Genomic DNA, 20,337 nt, shown 5'->3' on the forward strand with positions numbered 1-20,337 from the left:
GTTACGTGACAGTTTGATGAAGAGTGCTGAGCGGTCATCCTCAAGACCGCGTTATCGTTCTTCGCGAGCAAGCCCGCTCCCACATTGGATTTGTGTCGATTACAGATTTTGTGTACGACACCGATCAATGTGGGAGCGGGCTTGCTCGCGAAGGCGCCAGAACAGGCGCCGCAGGGTTTAGGCCAACTGACTGCGCAACTGCCGCGCCGCCGCCACCATGTTCACCAGCGCCGCCTCTGTCTCCGGCCAGGCCCGGGTCTTCAACCCGCAGTCGGGATTCACCCACAACCGCTCTGCCGGAATCCGCTTCACCGCTTTGCTCATCAACTTGACCATCTCGGCGGTGTCCGGCACCCGTGGCGAGTGGATGTCGTAGACGCCCGGGCCGATGTCGTTCGGGTAGTCGAAGGCTTCGAAGGCCTCCAGCAATTCCATGTCCGAGCGCGAGGTTTCGATGGTGATCACGTCGGCGTCCATCGCCGCGATGGACTCGATTACGTCGTTGAATTCGCTGTAACACATGTGCGTGTGGATCTGGGTTTCATCGCGCACCCCGGAGGCGCTCAGGCGGAATGCTTCCACGGCCCAATCGAGGTATTCCTGCCATTGCGCCCGGCGCAGTGGCAGGCCTTCGCGGAATGCGGCTTCGTCGATCTGCACGATCTTGATGCCGGCAGCTTCCAGGTCGACCACTTCATCACGCAGGGCCAATGCCAGCTGCTGGGCCTGGATTTTGCGCGAGACGTCTTCGCGCGGGAACGACCACATCAGCATGGTCACGGGACCGGTGAGCATGCCTTTCATGACCTTGTCGGTCAGGCTCTGGGCATAGGTGATCCAGTCGACGGTCATGGCGTTTGGGCGGCTCAGGTCGCCGTAGATGATCGCCGGTTTGACGCAGCGCGAACCGTAGCTCTGGACCCAGCCAAAACGGGTGAAGACATACCCCTCAAGCTGTTCGGCGAAGTACTCGACCATGTCGTTGCGCTCGGCTTCACCGTGCACCAGCACATCCAGGCCCAGGCGTTCCTGGATTTGCACCGCATGGCGAATTTCGCTGTGCATGGCATCGGTGTAATCGTTGGCCGAGAGTTTGCCTTGCTTGAAGGCCTGACGAGCCAGGCGGATCGAACCGGTTTGCGGGAACGAGCCGATGGTGGTCGTCGGGAATGCCGGCAGCTGCAAGCGCGCACGCTGCTGCTCGATCCGTTTGGCAAACGGCGAATGGCGTTGGCTGTCTGCCGCGCCGATGGCGTTGATGCGGGCCTGAACATCCGCCTTGTGGATACGCGGCGATTGGGCGCGGCTGGCCGCAATGGCGCGGCTTTCAGCCAGGGCGGCTTGCACCTTGGGCGCTTGCGGATCGTTCAGGGCATCGCGCAGCACGGCGATCTCACCGCACTTCTGCACGGCAAACGCCAGCCAGCTTTTCAGTTCGGGGTCGAGTTTGTCTTCACGCGCAAGGTCCACCGGGCTGTGCAGCAGCGAGCAGGAACTGCTGACCCACAAGTTATCGCCGAAGCGCTCCTGGGCAAATTGCAGTTGTGCCAGGGCTTGCTCCAGTTCGCAGCGCCAGACGTTGCGGCCGTTGACCAGCCCCACCGAGAGAATCTTGTAGGTCGGCAGTCGATCCAAAACCTGGCCGAGCTGATCCGGCGAACGCACCGCGTCAATGTGCAAACCTTGTACAGGCAGGCCGACGGCCAGCCCGAGGTTGTCTTCCAGGCCACTGAAGTAGGTGGCCACGAGTTTTTTCAGCGGCGAGTATTGGAGGATGTGGTAAGCGCGTTCGAAGGCGTTTTTCCAGGACTGTGGCAGGTCGAGGGTCAGGATCGGCTCATCGATCTGCACCCACTCCACGCCTTGGGCGGCGAAGCGGCCGAGGATTTCGCCGTAGATCGGCAGCAGGCGTTCCAGCAGGTCGAGCTTGTCGAAGTCGTTGCCTTTGGCTTTGCCCAGCCACAGGTAAGTCAGCGGGCCGATGATCACCGGTTTGACATTGTGGCCGAGGGCCTTGGCTTCTTCGACCTCATCGAACAACTGTTCCCAACTCAGTTTGAATGCTTGGTCTGCACTGAATTCCGGGACCAGGTAGTGGTAATTGGTGTCGAACCACTTGGTCAGTTCCTGGGCGTATTGCGCGGTGCCGTGTTCGCTGCCGCAGCAGGCTGCCGTGGCGCCACGGGCCATGGCGAACAGGGTGTCGAGGGTCGGCAGGCCGCGTTCATCCTTGACGCTGTCGAAACGCTCGGGGATCACACCAAAGGTCAGCGAATGGGTCAGCACCTGGTCGTACCAAGCGAAGTCGCCGACGGGCAGCAGGTCGATGCCAGCGTCTTTTTGCAATTGCCAGTGGGTGGCGCGCAATTGGCGGCCGACGCTTTTCAATGCGTCATGGTCGAGGTCGCCCTTCCAGTAGGCTTCGAGGGCTTTTTTCAGTTCGCGGTCGGCACCGATGCGCGGAAAACCAAGTGTGTGGGCCAGAGCCATGGTGAATTTCTCTCTATAAAGGATGCTGTAAAACATGCTGCTATTGTCGACAGCTCAGCCAACATGAGACAAACTCAACCTTTTCGTGTTGATCACAAGTTTTCCTCATGGAGCCCTCGGTGCTTGAAATCCGTCACCTGAAAACCCTGCACGCCCTGCGCGAAGCCGACAGCCTGGTGGATGCAGCCGACCGCCTGCACCTGACCCAATCGGCGCTGTCCCACCAGTTCAAGGAGCTGGAAGAACGCATGGGCATGCCGCTGTTCGTGCGCAAGACCAAACCGGTGCGCTTCACCAGTGCCGGTTTGCGCCTGCTGCAACTGGCCGACGCCACCCTGCCGTTGCTGCGCAGTGCCGAGCGTGACATTGCACGGCTGGCCGGTGGCACGGCGGGGCGTCTGCACATGGCGATCGAGTGCCACAGTTGCTTCCAGTGGCTGATGCCGACCATCGACCAGTTCCGCGATGCCTGGCCGGAAGTCGAGCTGGACCTGGCCTCGGGCTTCTCCTTCGCCCCGCTGCCGGCGCTGGCCCGAGGCGACCTGGACCTGGTGGTGACCTCCGATCCGCTGGAACTGGTGGGCATCACTTACGTGCCGTTGTTCACCTACGAAGCCATGCTCGCGGTGGCGAACCAACACCGCTTGGCGAGCAAGCCGTACATCGTGCCCGAAGACCTGCTCACGGAAACCTTGATCACCTACCCGGTGGAACGCGATCGGCTGGACATCTTCACCCGCTTCCTGGAACCGGCCGACATCGAACCGGCGCAGGTGCGCACCTCGGAACTGACGGTGATGATGATGCAACTGGTGGCCAGCGGTCGCGGTGTCTGCGGCATGCCCCATTGGGCGCTGCATGAGTACAGTTCACGGGGTTATGTGAAGGCCAAGCGACTGGGGGAGAAAGGCTTGTTTGCGACGTTGTATGCCGGGATCCGCGCCGACATGCTGGATGCGCCGTACATGCGCGACTTTTTGCTGACGGCCAAGGACACGTCGTTTTCGACGCTGGATGGGGTTAGTGCTGTGCGATAGAGCAACCGATCAAGGCTCAGGGGTAATCTCGCGCCACATGTGGATCTTGTCGAAGTAGTCTTCGCCGACCCGCACCGCCAACGGTTCCAGGCCAAACTGCACGAAGCCGCAGCGCTGATACAGCCTGAAGGCGGCTTCGTTGCCGGCGGTGACGGTCAGCTGGATCAGCCTCAGGCCTTGATGACTCTGCGCTTCAGCCAACGCGGCCTGTAACAGTTGATAACCGAGCCCGCGCTGGCGCACCTTGCCGGTCACGTACATGCCAAACAGCGTCGCCTTGTGCCGGGCCTTTTCCCGAGACTCGAAGGCCAGGCCGACGATGCCTGCCAGTTCCCCTTCCTCGAACGCCCCGAGCACCCGGTCCAGCTTGCTGGTCAGGCGCGACTCCCACCACCCCAGCGGCATCGTGGCGCGCTCGCGCACGCTGGAAGTGAACGCCTGGGGATGCGAGTCGTAGGCTTCGAGCATCAGCGCCCGATAATCCAGGGCATGACTGACATCAAGCCGCTGAATCCACATGTTCAGGCCACTCGCCGCTGCTCAAACATCAACCGCACCGCCAGCCCGGACAGGACGAAGCCCATGAAATAGCGCTGCATCGCCAGCCAGTTCGGGTTGTTGACGAACCAGGAGGCGATGCCTGCGGCGAACAGCGCGATCAGCAGGTTGACGCTGAAGCTCACGCTGATTTGGGTCAGGCCGAGGATGATGCTCTGGTTGAACACCGAACCGTGCTCAGGGGAAATGAACTGCGGAAACACCGACAGATAAAACACCGCGATCTTCGGGTTCAGAGCGCTGGTGAGAAAACCCATCGTGATCAATTTGCGTGACGAGTCCGCCGGCAACTGCTGCGCCTCGAACGGCGAACGCGCACCGGGCTTGACCGCCTGCCAGGCCAGCCACAGCAGGTACAACGCACCGGCCCACTTCAGCACCTCGTAGGCCACCGGCACGGCCATGAACACCGCGGTCAAACCCGCTGCGGCGGCGAACAGGTGCACCAGAAATCCCGCGACCACGCCCAGCAATGACGTCACCCCGGCCTTGCGTCCCTGGCAGATGGAACGGGAGATCAGGTAGATCATGTTCGGCCCTGGCGTGAGTACCATCAGCAACGCCGCAGCGGCAAAAATCAGCAAGTCTTGAAGTGGAATCATGGGCATCCTGTCCTTGAAGTCAGAGGGTCTGGGTGATCAGGCGGTTTCGATCAGTGAAGCTCGATAAAACGGCAAGATCAGGTCTCGTGTCAATGGCGCCAGCGTGAGATCGCCGTCGGTGGCCGGGTCGATCCAGCGCACCTCTTCGATTTCCGCCGCCGGGCAAACGTCAGAATCGATGGTCAACTGAAACAGTTCGGCCTGTACGACAAAACCCGGCTCGTTGGCGGCCGGTGCCGAGAATGGCCCCAGGTAGGTGGCGTGCGCCGGATCGATGACCAGTCCCAGTTCCTCCTCCAGCTCACGGGCGAGGGCGTGGACCGGCTGCTCATGGGCCTCGATCTTGCCCCCCGGCTGCATGAACGCCTGGGTGCCGCGCTTGCGCACCAGTAAGGTGCGACCGTCGGGGCCGATCAACAGGGCAGCGGCAATGTGGATGATGCGGGGCGAAGCGGTGGATGAAAGCGTCATGGATCAGGATTGGCCTTGGGCAAAGGCGCAAGGATCACATGAGCGCCGGCTTTTCGTCACGCCGAAAAGCATTGTGGCGAGGGGGCTTGCCCCCGTTGGGCAGCGAAGCAGCCCCAAAATCTCTGATGTATCAACGATCTTGTGAGTGCTACGCACTCAAACGGGGGCAAGCCCCCTCGCCACAGCCCGCTCCCACTGTTGATCAGTGCTGATAGCTCAACTCGTCTCGAGAATCGCCACTTCCTCCGGCACCTTCACAAAAACGCTGTACTTGGCACCTTCCATCGCCTCGAACGCGATCAGTTTCTCCACCAGCGGCCCGTTCAACACCTTGCCGGCATTGAGCAGCAGCATGCCGTTGTCGGCATTCAGGTTGCGCGCCAGGATCATGCCCGCCGCCAGGTCCCGGGTGGTCAGCACCTTGACCGTCGGATCGGCAAGCGTCACATCGCTCAGGTAAGCAGCACAGACCTTAATGAAATCCTCCACCAGTTCCGGGTCATAGAGCCGACCGGCGTACTGGCGGATATACACCAGGGCTTCATCGCTGTTCATCTGCCGTTCGAGGATCAGCCCGCGCTGCAACTCGATGAAATCCACCGCCAGTTTCAGCAACCGTGAACCGAGCGGAATGGCCTCGCCCTTGAGCCGATCGGGAAAACCGCTGCCGTCCCAACGCTCCTGGTGATGCAGGATCAGCCGCGCGGCATCTTTCATCGGGTCGAGCGTCATCAGCAGCGACTCACTCTGCTTCGGATAACCCCGATAGCGCTCGCGGTCATTGTGATGCAGCAGATCCGAAGGCGTGCTCATCATGCTGTCGGTCCAGCTCAATTTACCGATGTTGTAGAGCGCCGCCGCCATGGTCAGGTCTCGACTGGTGGCTTCGTCCAAGTAATGGAGTTTGCAGTACACCCGCACCAGTTCGATGATCTGCCGGTTGGTCTGCTTGGCAGGTGGCAGGCGCAGGTTGGCCAGCAACGAAAACACTTCCGTGCCGGTGACATAGCTGCGCTTGAGCTCTTCGTAAGCCAGGTCCAGCATGTCAGCGGTCTGTTGCAGCTCGCTGGTGCGGGCCGCGACGTGTTTTTCCAGGGTGGTGTTGAGCAGCTTCAGTTTTTCGTTCTGGTCCCACGTCTCCTGCACCAGACGCAACCGCTCACGCTCGGAATACTGATAGGCCAGCGATTGCCGCAGCGTCAGCAGCATTTCCTCATCGTGCCAGGGCTTGCTGATGTAACGATGGATCTGCCCTTCATTGATGGCTTTGATAATGGCCGAGGGGTCGGCATAACCGGTCAACATGATCCGGGTGGTGTCGGGGTAGCGCTGATGGACGTGGGCCAGCAGCGTGGCGCCGTCCATATTGGGCATTCGCGCGTCACTCATCACCAGATCGACCGACCGCTGCTCCATGATTTCCAGGGCCTGGGCACCGCTGGTGGCCAGCAGCACCTCATAGGGCTGGCTGCGTAACAGGCGGCGCAGGCTGTTGAGAATCGACTCCTCATCGTCGACCAGCAGTAACGTGGGTTTATCGGTCACAGTCGTGGGGAGCTGCTCTTCCATGGCGATACCTCAAGTGAAACCAGCCTCTTTATGTCAGGCGCGAAAAAACTTCCTCTGACTTTCCCGAGCCTGAGCTACAGGCTAGATGATTTTCCGACCGACTCCGCAAATGATTCGTTTCAGTCAACCGGGCGAATATCCGACCAGACGACTATGCTCAGGTCACTCGGATCCAAACGATGCCCGCTCCGTCCAGCACTCAGGGAAGGGATACCCTCTATGAGCTCATCGCACCAAACTGCTGTCGGTACAGGCGCATGTCAGTGAATACGCTGCTTGCGCGGACTAATCGTCGGATCCTCATCGTCGACGACACCGCGTCGATCCACGAGGATTTCGCCAAGATTCTCAGCCCGTCATCGATCGAAGACGACAGTCTGGCCAGCGCTGAAAACGCCCTGTTCGGCACCCCCGTGTCGGTATCGTCGCAAGGTTTTATCATCGAATCCGCGTTTCAGGGCCGTGAGGCGCTGGACAAGGTCGAGACCGCGCTGGCGAATGACTCCCCCTACGCGATGGCCTTTATCGACATGCGCATGCCGCCGGGCTGGGACGGCCTGGAAACCATCGAGCGCCTGTGGCAGGTCGATCCCAAGCTGCAAGTGGCGCTCTGCACCGCGTATTCCGACTATTCCTGGGAAGACATCGACGAGCGCCTGGATCTGGGCGATCGCCTGCTGATCCTGAAAAAACCCTTCGATGCCATCGAAATCCGCCAGATGGCCAGCGCATTGACCGCCAAGTGGCAAATGACCGAAGACGCGGCGCTGAAGATGTCCCTGCTGGAGCAAGCGGTCGAGGAGCGCACCCGGGAGCTGTCCGACGCCAACATCATTGTGCAGAACAGCCCGACCATTCTGTATCGGCTGCGGGGCGAACCGTCGTTTCCGTTGATGTATATCTCCCACAACATCACCAAATACGGCCACATCGCGGCGGCCCTGGTGGCTTCGTCCAACTGGGCTCAGGAGCTGATCCATCCCGACGATCAAGAGAAAGTCGACACGGCCATGGCGCGGGTGCTGGACCGCCATGCAGCCGGTGCTTCCATCGAATTCCGGATGCGCACCGGCGACGGTGACTGGCGCTGGGTCGAAAACCGCTACATCCCGGTGCGCGACGATGAAGGCCGCTTGCTGGAAGTCGAAGGCATCATCATCGACATCACCGAACGCAAACTGGCCGAGGAAAAGATCGCCCTGCTGGCCCGCACCGACGGGCTGACCGGGCTGGCCAACCGCGCGACGCTGATCGAGCGCCTGCATCAGGCGTTCGCCGCCGCCCGGCGAGGGGCCACCCCGTTTGCCATGTTTTACCTGGACCTGGATCACTTCAAACGCATCAACGACACCCTGGGCCACCCGGTGGGTGACCTGTTGCTGCAGGAGGTCGCCCGACGGATCAAAACCTGCGTGCGGGAAAACGACGTGGTCGCCCGCCTGGGGGGCGACGAGTTCGCAATACTGCAACTGGACGTCGGCGATCCGACCCAGTCAGCGGCCCTGGCCGCCAAAGTCCGCGATGCACTGGTGCAGCCCTACTCCCTGGCCGGCAATGATGTGCGGGTCTCGGTCAGTATCGGCATCAGCAGCTACACCCAGGTCAGCCTCAGCGCCGACAGCCTGTTGACCCAGGCTGACATGGCGCTGTATCGCTCCAAGGAAAAGGGCCGCAACCAGTACCACTTCCACTCCGAGGAAATCAATCAGGAAGTGGTCGAGCGCATGACCATCGCCAACGACTTGAAAACCGCCATCGAACGCGACGAGCTCGAACTGCGTTACTGGCCGGAAGTAGACCTGAGCAGTGGCAAGATCCTCGGCATGGAAGCGCAGGTCAGCTGGAATCACCCCATACGCGGTTTACTGGAAGCCCCGGCATTCCTGCCCGCGGCGGAAAAGACCGGCATCATCATCGCCCTCGGTCACTGGGTGCTGGAGCGCGCCTGTCGGCAAATGCACCAGTGGCGCGAAGAAGGCATGGCACCACCGGTGGTGGCGATAAAACTGTCCCTAGCCCAGCTCAAGAGTGGTCCCGAGCTGATCTATGACGTGTTGCGCACCACTGCCCGCTGGGATCTGTGCCCATGGGACCTGCGTTTCGACGTCACCGAAGCGACCCTGGCCCAGACCAAGTGGACGCACAACGATATCCTGCCGCGCCTGCATGAGCTGGGGGTGAAGATCGCCATCGATGACTTCGGCACCGAATACTCTTCGTTCGACTACCTCAGGACTTACCAGGTCAATCACCTGAAACTCGCTCAGGCGTTCATCGACACCGCCGCCCACGACGCGGCCAGCGCCACCACCTTGCGGGCCATTATCAATTTCGCCCGCGACGTCGGGATCGGCATCATCGCCGAAGGTGTCGAAACCCAGGAGCAACGCACTTCGCTGATGGCCACCGGCTCACCGATGAACGCCCAGGGCTACTACTTCAGCCAAGCGGTCAGCAGCCAGCAGGCCGCCGAACTGTTGAAGGCCGGGAGCATCGTGCACGCGAATCACAATCCCGGAGCAAGGCCGGGCGATTCGCAGCGTGCCACGGAGGACAAGGAATGAAAACTCCGTTCATCCAGGCCAACCGGCGCATTCTGATCATCGATGACACGCCCTCGATCCATGAGGATTTCCGCAAGATTCTGGGCGCCGATACCGACGATGAACTCACCCTCGCCGGCACTGAAGCCGCGCTGTTCGACACCCCACAAACGACTCGGCTGGTCTTCCAGCTCGACTCCGCCTATCAGGGCCAGGAAGCACTCAAACTGGTCAAGCGGGCCCAGGCAGAAGGTCGCCCTTATGCCATGGCGTTCACCGACATGCGCATGCCGCCTGGCTGGGATGGCCTGGAAACCATCGAACGGCTCTGGAAAGCCGATCCTAACCTGCAAATCGCGTTGTGCACGGCGTTCTCCGATTACACCTGGGAAGCCATGGCCGAACGGCTGGAATTCGGCGATCAATTGCTGGTGTTGAAAAAACCTTTCGACAGCCTGGAAATCCGCCAGATGGCCAGCGCCCTGACCTGGAAGTGGCAGATGGCGCAGGACGCGGCGATGAAAGTGCTGAGCCTGGAGCAAACCATCGAAGCCCGGGTCCACGAACTGCTCAAGGTGTCTCATCTGTTGCAGTACGACGTGTTGACCGAGCTGCCCAACAGCACCTTGCTGGGTGACCGGCTGAACCAGTCCCTGGCCTTGTCCAGACGCCATGACAAACAACTGGCGGTGATGTTTCTGGGGCTCGACCGCTTCAAGCGCATCAACAATGCGTTGGGCCACCCGACCGGTGACGAGATGCTCAAGCGTGTCGGGCAAAGCCTGGTGGCCTGCGTGCGCGCCTCCGACTCGGTGTTTCGCTACGGCTCCGACGAATTTGTGGTGATCCTGGCCGACATCCACCACCCCCAACAGACCAAGGGCATCGCCGAAAAACTGTTGAACGCCATACGTGCGCCCCAGCACGTCGCCGGACATGACCTGAGCGTGACGGCCAGCCTGGGCATCAGCATCTATCCCGATGACGGTTTCGATGCCATCGCTCTGATCAAGAAAGCCGAAACCGCGATGCGCAACGTCAAGGAAAGCGGCCCCAACGATTTCAGCTTTTTCATCGATGAGATGAACCAGCGCGCGCGGGAACAGCAGACCATCGAGTCGGGGATTCGCCTGGCACTGGAGCGGAACGAGTTTGTCCTGCACTACCAACCGAAACTCGACCTGGACAGCGGCAAGGTGGTCGGCGCCGAGGCGTTGATCCGCTGGCAAAAACCGGGGCAAGGCTGGATCTACCCGACAGACTTCATCGGTGTGGCCGAAGACAGCGGCTTGATCGTGCCATTGAGCAAATGGGTGCTGGCCCAGGCCTGTCGGCAAGCCCGTACCTGGCAGGCAAATGGCCTGCCGAATCTGTGCATGTCGGTGAACGTGTCGGCCATCGATTTCCGCCAGCGGGATTTTGTCGAAGGCATCGAACAGATACTCCAGCAAACCGGTATGGACCCCGCGTTGCTGGAGCTGGAGATCACCGAGGGCGTATTGATGCAGAACGTCGATGCCACGATGGTCGCGCTGAATCGGCTCAAGGCTTTGGGTGTACGGCTGGCCATCGATGACTTCGGCACCGGCTATTCCAGCCTGAGTTACTTGCAACGGTTTCCCATCGATGTACTGAAAATCGACCAATCGTTCATTCGTGGCCTGGGCCGTGACAGCAACGACGCGGCTCTGGTCGGCGCCATCATCAGCCTGGGCAAAAGCCTCAATCTGACGGTCATTGCCGAAGGGGTGGAAACCCTCGAACAACTGAATTTTCTCAAGGCGCTCCATTGCGAGGAAGGCCAGGGTTACTACTTCAGCAAAGCCGTGGAGCCGGACGCCTTCGTGCAATACCTGACCGCCGTAAAGCCCATCTCCTGAACGATGTGCAACAACACACAGGCCCTGAGCCAAGGAATCACAAGATGTCACGTTCCTTCTGCTACTTGCTCCTTGCGCCTCTACTCGGTTGTTGTCTGATAGCCAGTGGCGCACCGCTGGACGAACCGCTCAAACCCTTGCCCGCAGTGCCCGAGCAGAATCCCTCGCAAGTCGAACTCGGTCGCCGGTTGTTCAACGAACCACGGCTGTCGGTCAACAACAGCCTGTCCTGCGCCAGTTGCCATCGTCTGGAAATCGGCGGCGCCGACGACAAGGCATTGTCCACTGGCTTCAAGGGCGATCCCTTGACGATCAATACCCCGAGCGTGTTCAACGCAAGCCTGAACTTCCGGCAATTCTGGAATGGCCGCGCCGATTCTCTGGAAACCCAAGCCCACGAAGTGGTACAGAGTCCCAGTGAAATGGGCAGTCATTGGGAGCATGTGGTCCAGATGCTGTCCGCCGACCCGGATTACAAAAGCGCTTTCACCAAGGCCTACCCGGACGGCGTCACCATGAACAATGTGCAAAGTGCCCTGGCCACGTATGAGCGCACGCTGATCAGCGCCAACTCGCGTTTCGACCAATACCTGTCGGGCAATACCGACATTCTCACGACTGACGAGAAGTACGGTTACCAACGCTTCAAGGACTACGGCTGCATTGCCTGCCATCAGGGGGTGAACATCGGCGGCAACATGTTCCAGAAATTCGGGGTCATGGGTGATTACTTTCAGGCTCGTGGCAACCCCACCGAAGCCGATCTGGGCCGCTATCTGGTCACCAAGGCCGAAGAGGACCGCAACGTGTTCAAGGTGCCGAGCCTGCGCAATGTCGCCGTGACCGCGCCGTACTTTCACGACGGCTCGGCTAAAACCCTCGAAGAGGCGGTAGACGTGATGTTCAAGTTTCAGCTCGGCCGTGTGCCCTCCGACAAGGATAAGGACCTGATCATCAAATTCCTCAAGACCTTGACCGGTGAATGGGGAGGCAAACCTTTATGAAAACGTTCCCCCGCCGCAACCTGGCGCTGCTCGCTGCCGTGGCCGTGCTGCTGGCCTCGACGCTGTTGTTCCTGTACCTCAAGTCCAGCTCGAACGAGACGTCGACCTACGCCGAATCCCGGGATTTGATCGGTCGGATCAAACAGTTGAATGCGCAATGGGAAACCGAGATTCTCAAGTCCAGGATCGCCATCAGTCACAATTACGATCCGTTGGTGGCACCGCTGAGCGAGATGACGCGCCTGTGGCAGCGGTTCGAGAGCATGGAGTCCAATCACGGCCGCAACGACACGCCGACCTGGCGTGCCAGTCATGAGGCATACCTTGCCGCCATCCAGGAAAAAACCCGCTTGGTGGAGCAGTTCAAATCCCACAACGCGGTGCTGCGCAACTCACTGGCGTTCCTGCCCACGGCCGAAGACGACATCCAGGAACCGCTTGCCCAACTGCCCGATGAACACAAACTGCAACTGCAGAACATTGCCACCGACACCTACGACTTGCTGCTCAGCAGCCTGGAGTTCGCCCAGGTCACCTCCGACGATAAAGCGGCCGAGATTCTGGTGGGGCTGAACAAACTGGGGGTGAACAAGCAGCGATTGCCGGAGCAGTTTCACAGCCCGATCGATATTTTGAGCAACCACATCGCGCTGATCCTGCGTGAACAACCGGTGGTCAATCGGTTACTGGAAAACATCGAGGCCATTCCCGTGGCCGAACGACTGGACGACATTACCGGCCTGCTGAACGAAGACCAGCAGCAAACCGATGCCATCGACCAGCGCTACCACTTCTACATGCTGGTGTTTTCGACGCTGCTGGTGCTGGTGCTGGTGTACCTGGCAATCCGCCTGATGCGCAGCTTCGGGGAGACTCAGCGGGTCAACAAAGAACTGCAAACCGCCAACGAAGTCCTCGAACAACGGGTCGAAGAGCGCACTCGCGAACTCAAGGATACCCAGAGCGAATTGCTCGACACCGCGCGTCAGGCCGGCATGGCCGAAATCGCCACCAACGTGCTGCACAACGTCGGCAACGTGCTCAACAGCGTGAACATCTCGGCCGATCTGGTCAGCCGCCGGCTGCGTAGCAGCAAGGCCCAGGGGCTGGGCAAGGCGATGCAGCTGATCAACGAGCATCAAAGCGACCTCGGCACTTTTCTGACCCAGAACGAAAAAGGAAAACTACTGCCAGGCTATTTGAATCAACTGGTGGAGGCGATTGCCCTCGAACAGCAAGGCATGACCGAGGAACTCGCGCAGTTGAGCAAAAGCGTCGATCACATCAAAGACATCGTCGCCACCCAGCAGTCCTACGCGGGGGCCAACAACCTGGTGGAGCCGCTGTACATCAGCGAATTGCTCGAGGACGCCCTGCGCATGAACGCAGGCGCCTTGACCCGGCATCACGTCACGGTGGTCAAGGAGTACGGCGACGTACCGCAAGTGATGGGCGACAAGCACCGCTTGTTGCTGATCCTGATCAACCTGATCAGCAACGCCAAATACGCCATGTCCGACCTCAGCAACCGAGCCCGACAGATCACCCTTGGGGTAAAAGTCGTCGAGGACACGATCCTGCAAATCAGCGTCAAGGATGACGGCGAAGGCATTGCGCCGGAAAACATGACGCGGATCTTTGCCCACGGTTTCACCACCCGCAAGGAAGGCCACGGCTTCGGCCTGCACAGCTGCGCGCTGGCCGCGATCGAAATGAACGGCCACCTCACCGCCCACAGCGACGGGCCGGGCAAGGGCTCCCTGTTCACCTTGCAGATCCCGTTGAACCCCGTCATGGAGGAAGCATGAGCGACCTATCGAACCGCCGCATTCTGCTGATCGACGACACCCCGTCCATCCATGATGACTTTCGCAAAATCCTCACCCCAACCTCGGCCAAACATGCAGAACTGGACGAAATGGAGGCCGCGCTGTTCGGCAGCGAAGTGAAATCCACTCAACTTCTGTTCGAGCTGGATTCGGCGTATGGCGGTCAGGAGGGCCTGGGCAAACTCGTCCAGGCCTTACAGGAAGACCGCCCCTACGCCCTGGCCTTTGTCGACATGCGCATGCCCGAGGGCTGGGACGGTGCACAAACCATCGAACACCTGTGGCAAGAAGACCCGAACCTGCAAGTGGTGGTGTGTACCGCCTATTCCGACTATTCGTGGGATGAACTGCTGGAGCGCCTGCACGCCCACGACCGCCTGCTGATTCTGAAAAAACCGTTCGACAATATCGAAGTCCAGCAGATGGCCAACACCCTGCTCACCAAATGGGACATGACCGAACGGGCATCTATCCAGATGAGCCATCTGGAGCATCTGGTGGATCAGCGCACGGCCCAGTTCAAACAGGCCAGCGAAGCATTGCAGCGGGAAATCGACGAGCGAAAACAACTGGAAAGCCAACTGGTGCAGTCGGAAAAACTCGCCTCGCTGGGGCAACTGGCGGCGGGCGTCGCCCATGAAATCAATAACCCCATCGGCTTCATTTCCTCCAACCTCGGCGCCCTCGATGGCTATTTCAAACAGCTGCAGACCATGCTCGATGCTTATCGGGAGGCGGAGGCTGTCATTACCTCAGGCGAAGTCCTCGAACGTCTCGGCCAGTTGCGTGAAAAGGTCGAGCTGGAGTTTCTGCGCGAAGACATTCCGCTGCTGATCAAGGAGTCCAAGGACGGTATCAACCGGGTCGGGCAGATCGTCAAAGACCTGAAGGACTTCTCCCGCGTCGACTCCAATCAGGAATGGCAGTGGACCAACCTGCAACAGGGCATCGAGTCGACGCTGAACATCGTCGCCAATGAACTCAAGTACAAGGCCGATGTGGTGAAGGAGTATCAAACGCTGCCTGACATCGAATGCCTGCCGTCGCAGATCAATCAGGTGATCATGAACCTGATCGTCAACGCGTCTCAGGCCATGGGGCCGGAACGGGGCACCATCACCCTGCGTACCGGGCTTGAAGGTGAAACGGTGTCGATCGAAGTCGCGGACACCGGATCAGGCATCGAACCGGAATGCCTGCAGAAAATATTCGACCCGTTCTACACCACCAAACCGGTGGGCCAGGGGACAGGGCTCGGGTTGTCACTGTCCTATGGCATCGTGAAAAAACACCGGGGCGATATTTCGGTACGCAGCGAAGTCGGCGTGGGTACCACGTTTCGGGTCGAGCTGCCGGTGCGCCAATCGAAAGTGGCTGTCTGACCAGCCGAACAAGGGATCAAATCTCAATCCAGGCTGTTTTCGTTTATTCTCCAGGCGCAGAATGCCTGACGCTCTGTGCTAACACAGGAGATCTCTGTGGCGAGGGAGCTTGCTCCCGCTGGATCGCGAAGCGATCCCAAAACAGGCAATGCGTTCAGTCAGACAAATCCCGTCAGCAGGTTTTGCGACTGCTGCGCAGCCGAGCGGGAGCAAGCTCCCTCGCCACAAAAGCCTGTATACCACGGTCCTACATGACCGAGTCCGAACCCAAGGAAACCGTATGAGCCTGTCACTCCTGAGCCGCTACGCCTTCTTTGCCGTCTGTGTGATATTCACCCTCGCCAGCCTGCCCTTCCTGGCATACGACTGGCTCTGGCCGATCGCCGCCGTCACCGGCGTCCTCAGCCTGGTGGGCCTGTTCGACCTGCTGCAAAGCCCCCATGCGGTGCGCCGCAACTACCCGATCCTGGGCAATATCCGTTATCTGGTGGAGGGCATTCGCCCGGAAATCCGCCAGTACCTGCTCGAATCCGACAGCGATGCCCTGCCCTTCTCCCGGGCCCAGCGTTCGCTGGTGTACTCGCGGGCCAAGAACGAGAGCGCCGACAAACCCTTCGGCACGCTGATCGACGTGTATCAGTCGGGTTTCGAATTCATCGGCCATTCGATGCGCCCGGCGCCGTTGAGCGACCCGAGCAGTTTCCGGGTAATGGTCGGCGGCCCGCAGTGCACCCAGCCGTACTCGGCGTCGGTGTTCAACATCTCGGCCATGAGCTTCGGCTCCCTCAGCGCCAACGCCATTCGCGCGTTGAACCAGGGCGCCAAACTCGGCAATTTCGCCCATGACACCGGCGAAGGCAGCATCAGCCCCTATCACCGGGAAAACGGCGGCGACCTGACCTGGGAACTGGGCAGCGGCTACTTCGGCTGCCGCACCGCCGATGGGCGCTTCGACCCGGAACGCTTCGCCGCCCAGGCACAGAACCCGCAAGTGCGGATGATCGAAATCAAAATGAGCCAAGGCGCCAAACCCGGCCACGGCGGCATTCTGCCCAAACACAAAGTCACCCAGGAAATCGCCGAAACCCGTGGCATCCCGATGGGCGAAGACTGCATTTCGCCGTCGCGCCACAGCGCGTTTTCCACGCCGATCGAAATGATGCACTTCATCGCGCAACTGCGTGAACTGTCCGGCGGCAAACCGGTGGGCTTCAAGTTCTGCCTAGGCCACCCGTGGGAATTCATGGGCATCGCCAAGGCCATGCTGGAAACCGGCATCCTCCCGGACTTCATCGTGGTCGACGGCAAGGAAGGTGGGACCGGCGCCGCTCCCGTGGAATTCACCGACCACATCGGCGTACCGATGCGTGAAGGCCTGTTGTTCGTGCACAACACCCTGGTGGGCCTGAACCTGCGGGACAAGATCAAACTCGGCGCCAGCGGCAAAATCGTCAGCGCCTTCGACATCGCCAGCGTCCTGGCCATCGGCGCCGACTGGGCCAACTCGGCGCGCGGCTTCATGTTCGCCATCGGCTGCATCCAGTCGCAAAGCTGCCACACCAACAAATGCCCGACCGGCGTCGCCACCCAGGACACCCTGCGCCAGCGCGCGCTGGTCGTTCCGGACAAGGCCCAGCGCGTGTACAACTTCCATCGCAATACACTGAAGGCCCTGGCCGAAATGCTCGCCGCCGCGGGCCTCGAGCATCCTTCACAGCTGTCGGCCAAGCATCTGGTGCGACGCATGTCGGCGACCGAGATCAAGCTGTTTTCGCAGTTGCATGTGTTCCTCAAGCCAGGCGAGTTGCTCACCGGGGAAGTGAACGGCGAGTTTTATTCGCGGATGTGGCAGATGGCACGGGCGGATAGTTTTGAGCCTAATGATGCGGCTGCTGCATAGCGTGTGTTTGCGCGCCAATCTCAGCGGTTGGCGCGTCCTCCACGATGAACAAACGAGCCTCACTGCCCCCTTCCCTTAGCGTCAGCACCTGTTTCCAATGTTTCGGAAACAAAGCGTCATGCTCAGGACGAGCAATGCCCGTCACCCACCAGACTCTCCTGGCATTGAGTTTCAGGGTCGAAAAATCATTGAAGAAAATCGAGTGCAGGTGACGGGGAATGAGTGCCCAGCCACCGTATTCGGCGGTTCCCCACAAGGTGCCGGTCGCTGTTTTGAAGACGTATAGCCTCGGCTGGATGCCTGTCGAGTTGTAGTACATGAACGGCAAGTACCAATACAGGTTATCCACAACGATTTCGTCATCCGGATGGGCTTCACGGCCGAGACCGGCGACGACGGCATCCAGCTTCGCGTCTCTGCGAATAGTGGTGCCGTTCATCTCATCCGTTTGTGCGTAAATCGCCGACAGCCCGTGCACTTCCACCAACACAATAAAAACCATGGCGACAGCAGCTAGGACAGCGTGGCGTTGGCTCAATGCGTCCAGTGCGAGCGCGACGATAAGGGGCAACGCAGCGGCGGCGAATACCAGGTACCTGGCATTGAAAACCGGCACGATCAGCGACACCAGAAACACGGTCAGCGCCGGCACAAAGAAATAACTCACCAGCAAGACGCTGAAAGGTCGTTCATTACGTGCTTTGAGCAGTACCGCAGCGGCGCAAACAATGATCAAGACCAAGGGTGTCACGCGCCATAAGTCACTGGTCGAACCCTCCATCACCACCAGTTGCCAAACGAAGGTCAGCACCGTCGGCCAGGTGAGTGGCGGTATCCATTCGAGCCCATCCATTCGCAGCAATTGACTGATGAGAGGCGGTGCCCACGGCAGGTACAACACGACGATTGCACTGTTGGCCAAAATCCACGCACGTACCGATACCGTGCCCTGGACCTTGCGCACTCGCCACCAAAAAAGCCAATGCACCAACACGCACAATGCGGCGAAGTAGTGCGTGTAAAAAGCCGCCGTCATCAGCAGCACGTAAACGACCGGATAACGCTTTTGATCCGGCGCCTTGACCCAGCACACCAGCGCCACAGTCGCCCCCATCAGCCAAAACCCCAGCAAGGTATACATTCGCACTTCCTGGCTGTAGCGCACCGATATCGGCAGCAACGCCAACAACAATGCTGCGATCCATGTCGCCCTTCGCGTCGCCAACAGGCTCATCAATTTAATGCCCAGCAACAGCGTGCCGACATCAGCCAGTGCGCTCAGGGAACGCGCAGACAACACACCATGACCGAACAGCACCATCCAGTAATGCAGCAAGACATAGTAAAGCGGCGGATGAACATCCCGAGCCGTTGTGGCCCAGATGTACGCAGGCGAGCCCTCGGCCAGCAGTATGCTGTAAGCCTCGTCGTACCAGATGACCGGCACGGTGATAGCGTGAAATCTCGCCAACAATGCGATCGCCAGCACCCCCAGCAAACCCGCACCGTCGGCAACCCCGGATGGCAAGCGTTTGAGATAGATCGCAGGAGCGCTCACCGTTTTCACCACGCAAGCGTGGCGATCGGCGTTGGCTCTTTCATCACGATGAAACCGTAGTCACCCAACAGATAGAGGCTGTAGAACTTGTTATCCACCAGCGGTGGATAACCCTGATAACCCATCAGCGTCGCGTTGCGTCGCTCCCGCTCCGCGACCACGTTGGTGATGCCCGCTTTCGGCAGGTTTTCCGCCAGCATGTAGAAGTTGATGTTCAGCAAATAATGCAAAACCGGCATCTGCTTGAACGAGCCTGCAGCCTCCACCAGCCAGTGATCGGAATAACTCACCGACATGTATATGCGCTTGGCCTCGCGCAGTTGCCGATGGGATGCAATGTCATGCCCCAGGGAAAACAACGCGCTGGAGGCAAAGGTGTTCTGCACCGACAGCACGCGGCCATAGGCGTAGGACAGCGAAAGCATGGCCAGCAACGGAACCACCAACAGCAGCGTCAGCCGCTCATGAATACGTGCCAGTGCCAGATGGCTTAAATAGAACAGCAGCACCAACAGCACTGCGAACCCCATCAAGGTTCTGGCGCCTTCATTGAAATCCCGGAAAAACAACACAGCCCCCGACACTAGAAAAATAACGGTCGGCACGGACAGCACACATGCCAGGCCCATCAGCACTTTTCTCAACGCCGTGTCCTGGCGTGCCACCACGTTCCGGGCCAGCCGTACGCTGCCCGCGATGGCACACAACAGCAGCACGGCGAACACCCAGGTGAATCCACCGTGAAACAGCAGCACGACTTTTTCCAGCACGCGGCCGATGTTGATTTCCAGTTGCAGCCAGGGTGCCGCCGCCCAGTTCAGGAACAAGACACGGTTCTGATTCATGTACGGATAAGCGGTGACGCTGTAGATCAACCCGCCGAGCACCACCTGCGCGAGTTTCCAACCGATCAACTCGCACCATTGCGGCCAGGCCCATTTATCGTTCGCGCCCCTGAGCAGTTCGAGGCAACACAGGCCCAGAAACACATTAATACTCACCTGATAGAGCCCCAGCCCCAGGGCAATCAGGAAGGCCGGCACCAGCCATTGCAGGATGCGCGAAGGATGACGAAACGTGATCGCATAGATCACCGCCACCAGGCTCAAGGCATTAGTCGGTCCGTCGTATTGATACGACAGGTTCTGCAGGAAGAACGGGTTGTACCAGAGCGGCAACACCACCAGGCAGCAGGATAGCGTCGGCTGCGGGTAGTAATGAAAGGTCAGGCTGGTCAACGCAAAAGTCATGGCCAGGGAGGCGATCAACAGCGGCAACGGAAAGATGTTCGGCGCGGCATCGCTGAAGGTCAGCACGTTGTAGAACAGCTCGGTGAACAACCGCCCCTGCCCCACCCAGTCCGTTCCGGCGGACAGCGAACGCCAGTTGTCATCGATGTAGGGATAGTCGGCGAGGATCAGCGGAATGACATAGATCAGCGTCGCGAGTTGAAAAAACAGCCAGACCCGACGACGGCCGATTTCGCCGCTGAAAAAATCGCCCAGTCTGCCCAT

14 protein-coding genes are annotated in these 20,337 nt (G+C 59.7%); 7 read left to right on the top strand and 7 right to left on the bottom strand.

The genetic code is table 11. The features are described 5' to 3' along the window. Positions 1-177: 177 nt before the first annotated feature. Entirely contained in the window at positions 178-2,490 is a 2,313-nt protein-coding gene (gene metE, locus JUI81_RS16795; RefSeq protein WP_204124686.1) for a 5-methyltetrahydropteroyltriglutamate--homocysteine S-methyltransferase, read from the bottom strand. A 119-nt stretch (positions 2,491-2,609) separates the two neighbouring features. Here metE and metR point away from each other — a divergent pair, with 119 nt between their 5' ends. Beyond that, a complete protein-coding gene (gene metR / locus JUI81_RS16800) occupies positions 2,610-3,527 on the top strand; it encodes a transcriptional regulator MetR (RefSeq protein WP_018926627.1) in 918 nt (305 codons plus the stop codon). Positions 3,528-3,536: 9 nt separating this feature from the next. On the opposite strand, the gene JUI81_RS16805 is transcribed toward metR, so the two are convergent. The 4 genes from JUI81_RS16805 to JUI81_RS16820 all read right to left on the bottom strand — a co-directional run bounded on the left by JUI81_RS16805 (position 3,537) and on the right by JUI81_RS16820 (position 6,727). After that, complete coding sequence (locus tag JUI81_RS16805) at positions 3,537-4,046, bottom strand: GNAT family N-acetyltransferase (RefSeq protein WP_028939462.1); 510 nt, start codon at positions 4,044-4,046, stop codon at positions 3,537-3,539. Positions 4,047-4,048: 2 nt separating this feature from the next. Continuing rightward, positions 4,049-4,687 carry a LysE family translocator gene (locus JUI81_RS16810; RefSeq protein ID WP_019581569.1) on the bottom strand — a complete coding sequence of 213 codons (639 nt, stop codon included), beginning with the start codon at positions 4,685-4,687 and terminating at the stop codon, positions 4,049-4,051. A gap of 36 nt (positions 4,688-4,723) precedes the next feature. Continuing rightward, positions 4,724-5,158: an NUDIX domain-containing protein gene (locus tag JUI81_RS16815; protein WP_019581570.1), complete on the bottom strand. Its 435-nt coding sequence runs from the start codon at positions 5,156-5,158 to the stop codon at positions 4,724-4,726. Positions 5,159-5,374: 216 nt separating this feature from the next. Beyond that, the gene (locus JUI81_RS16820) at positions 5,375-6,727 is read right to left on the bottom strand and encodes an HD domain-containing phosphohydrolase (RefSeq protein ID WP_204124687.1); all 1,353 of its coding nucleotides are present in this window, start codon (positions 6,725-6,727) and stop codon (positions 5,375-5,377) included. A gap of 257 nt (positions 6,728-6,984) precedes the next feature. Between JUI81_RS16820 and JUI81_RS16825 the strand changes: the two genes are divergently transcribed. From JUI81_RS16825 to JUI81_RS16850, 6 genes are all read left to right on the top strand, one after another. Further along, positions 6,985-9,291 (top strand): EAL domain-containing protein, encoded by a 2,307-nt coding sequence (locus JUI81_RS16825; protein ID WP_204124688.1) that lies wholly within the window; start codon positions 6,985-6,987, stop codon positions 9,289-9,291. Then, positions 9,288-11,150 carry a bifunctional diguanylate cyclase/phosphodiesterase gene (locus JUI81_RS16830; RefSeq protein ID WP_204124689.1) on the top strand — a complete coding sequence of 621 codons (1,863 nt, stop codon included), beginning with the start codon at positions 9,288-9,290 and terminating at the stop codon, positions 11,148-11,150. The genes JUI81_RS16825 and JUI81_RS16830 overlap by 4 nt, the downstream gene beginning before the upstream one ends. A gap of 44 nt (positions 11,151-11,194) precedes the next feature. Next, the gene (locus tag JUI81_RS16835; protein WP_019581574.1) at positions 11,195-12,154 is read left to right on the top strand and encodes a cytochrome-c peroxidase; all 960 of its coding nucleotides are present in this window, start codon (positions 11,195-11,197) and stop codon (positions 12,152-12,154) included. After that, on the top strand, positions 12,151-13,962 hold the full coding sequence (locus tag JUI81_RS16840) for a DAHL domain-containing protein (RefSeq protein ID WP_204124690.1): 1,812 nt from the start codon (positions 12,151-12,153) through the stop codon (positions 13,960-13,962). The genes JUI81_RS16835 and JUI81_RS16840 overlap by 4 nt, the downstream gene beginning before the upstream one ends. Beyond that, positions 13,959-15,365 carry an ATP-binding protein gene (locus tag JUI81_RS16845; RefSeq protein WP_204124691.1) on the top strand — a complete coding sequence of 469 codons (1,407 nt, stop codon included), beginning with the start codon at positions 13,959-13,961 and terminating at the stop codon, positions 15,363-15,365. The genes JUI81_RS16840 and JUI81_RS16845 overlap by 4 nt, the downstream gene beginning before the upstream one ends. A 280-nt stretch (positions 15,366-15,645) precedes the next feature. Continuing rightward, positions 15,646-17,265, top strand: coding sequence for an FMN-binding glutamate synthase family protein (locus tag JUI81_RS16850; RefSeq protein WP_204124692.1), 1,620 nt, complete (start codon positions 15,646-15,648; stop codon positions 17,263-17,265). On the opposite strand, the gene JUI81_RS16855 is transcribed toward JUI81_RS16850, so the two are convergent. Together JUI81_RS16855 and JUI81_RS16860 are read right to left on the bottom strand one after the other, a co-directional pair. Then, complete coding sequence (locus JUI81_RS16855; protein ID WP_204124693.1) at positions 17,243-18,832, bottom strand: glycosyltransferase family 39 protein; 1,590 nt, start codon at positions 18,830-18,832, stop codon at positions 17,243-17,245. The two genes, JUI81_RS16850 and JUI81_RS16855, sit on opposite strands and share 23 nt — an antisense overlap. After that, positions 18,829-20,337: a glucosyltransferase domain-containing protein gene (locus tag JUI81_RS16860; protein ID WP_204124694.1), complete on the bottom strand. Its 1,509-nt coding sequence runs from the start codon at positions 20,335-20,337 to the stop codon at positions 18,829-18,831. The genes JUI81_RS16855 and JUI81_RS16860 overlap by 4 nt, the downstream gene beginning before the upstream one ends.

It is taken from the genome of Pseudomonas sp. 008 (assembly GCF_016861935.1).
Lineage (GTDB): Bacteria > Pseudomonadota > Gammaproteobacteria > Pseudomonadales > Pseudomonadaceae > Aquipseudomonas.

Coding starts and splice junctions, on each gene's coding strand:
- metE (WP_204124686.1), bottom strand. CDS start 2,490: ATGGCTCTGGCCCACACACTTGGTTTTCCGCGCATCGGTGCCGACCGC.
- JUI81_RS16805 (WP_028939462.1), bottom strand. CDS start 4,046: ATGTGGATTCAGCGGCTTGATGTCAGTCATGCCCTGGATTATCGGGCG.
- JUI81_RS16810 (WP_019581569.1), bottom strand. CDS start 4,687: ATGATTCCACTTCAAGACTTGCTGATTTTTGCCGCTGCGGCGTTGCTG.
- JUI81_RS16815 (WP_019581570.1), bottom strand. CDS start 5,158: ATGACGCTTTCATCCACCGCTTCGCCCCGCATCATCCACATTGCCGCT.
- JUI81_RS16820 (WP_204124687.1), bottom strand. CDS start 6,727: ATGGAAGAGCAGCTCCCCACGACTGTGACCGATAAACCCACGTTACTG.
- JUI81_RS16825 (WP_204124688.1), top strand. CDS start 6,985: ATGTCAGTGAATACGCTGCTTGCGCGGACTAATCGTCGGATCCTCATC.
- JUI81_RS16830 (WP_204124689.1), top strand. CDS start 9,288: ATGAAAACTCCGTTCATCCAGGCCAACCGGCGCATTCTGATCATCGAT.
- JUI81_RS16835 (WP_019581574.1), top strand. CDS start 11,195: ATGTCACGTTCCTTCTGCTACTTGCTCCTTGCGCCTCTACTCGGTTGT.
- JUI81_RS16840 (WP_204124690.1), top strand. CDS start 12,151: ATGAAAACGTTCCCCCGCCGCAACCTGGCGCTGCTCGCTGCCGTGGCC.
- JUI81_RS16845 (WP_204124691.1), top strand. CDS start 13,959: ATGAGCGACCTATCGAACCGCCGCATTCTGCTGATCGACGACACCCCG.
- JUI81_RS16850 (WP_204124692.1), top strand. CDS start 15,646: ATGAGCCTGTCACTCCTGAGCCGCTACGCCTTCTTTGCCGTCTGTGTG.
- JUI81_RS16860 (WP_204124694.1), bottom strand. CDS start 20,337: ATGGGCAGACTGGGCGATTTTTTCAGCGGCGAAATCGGCCGTCGTCGG.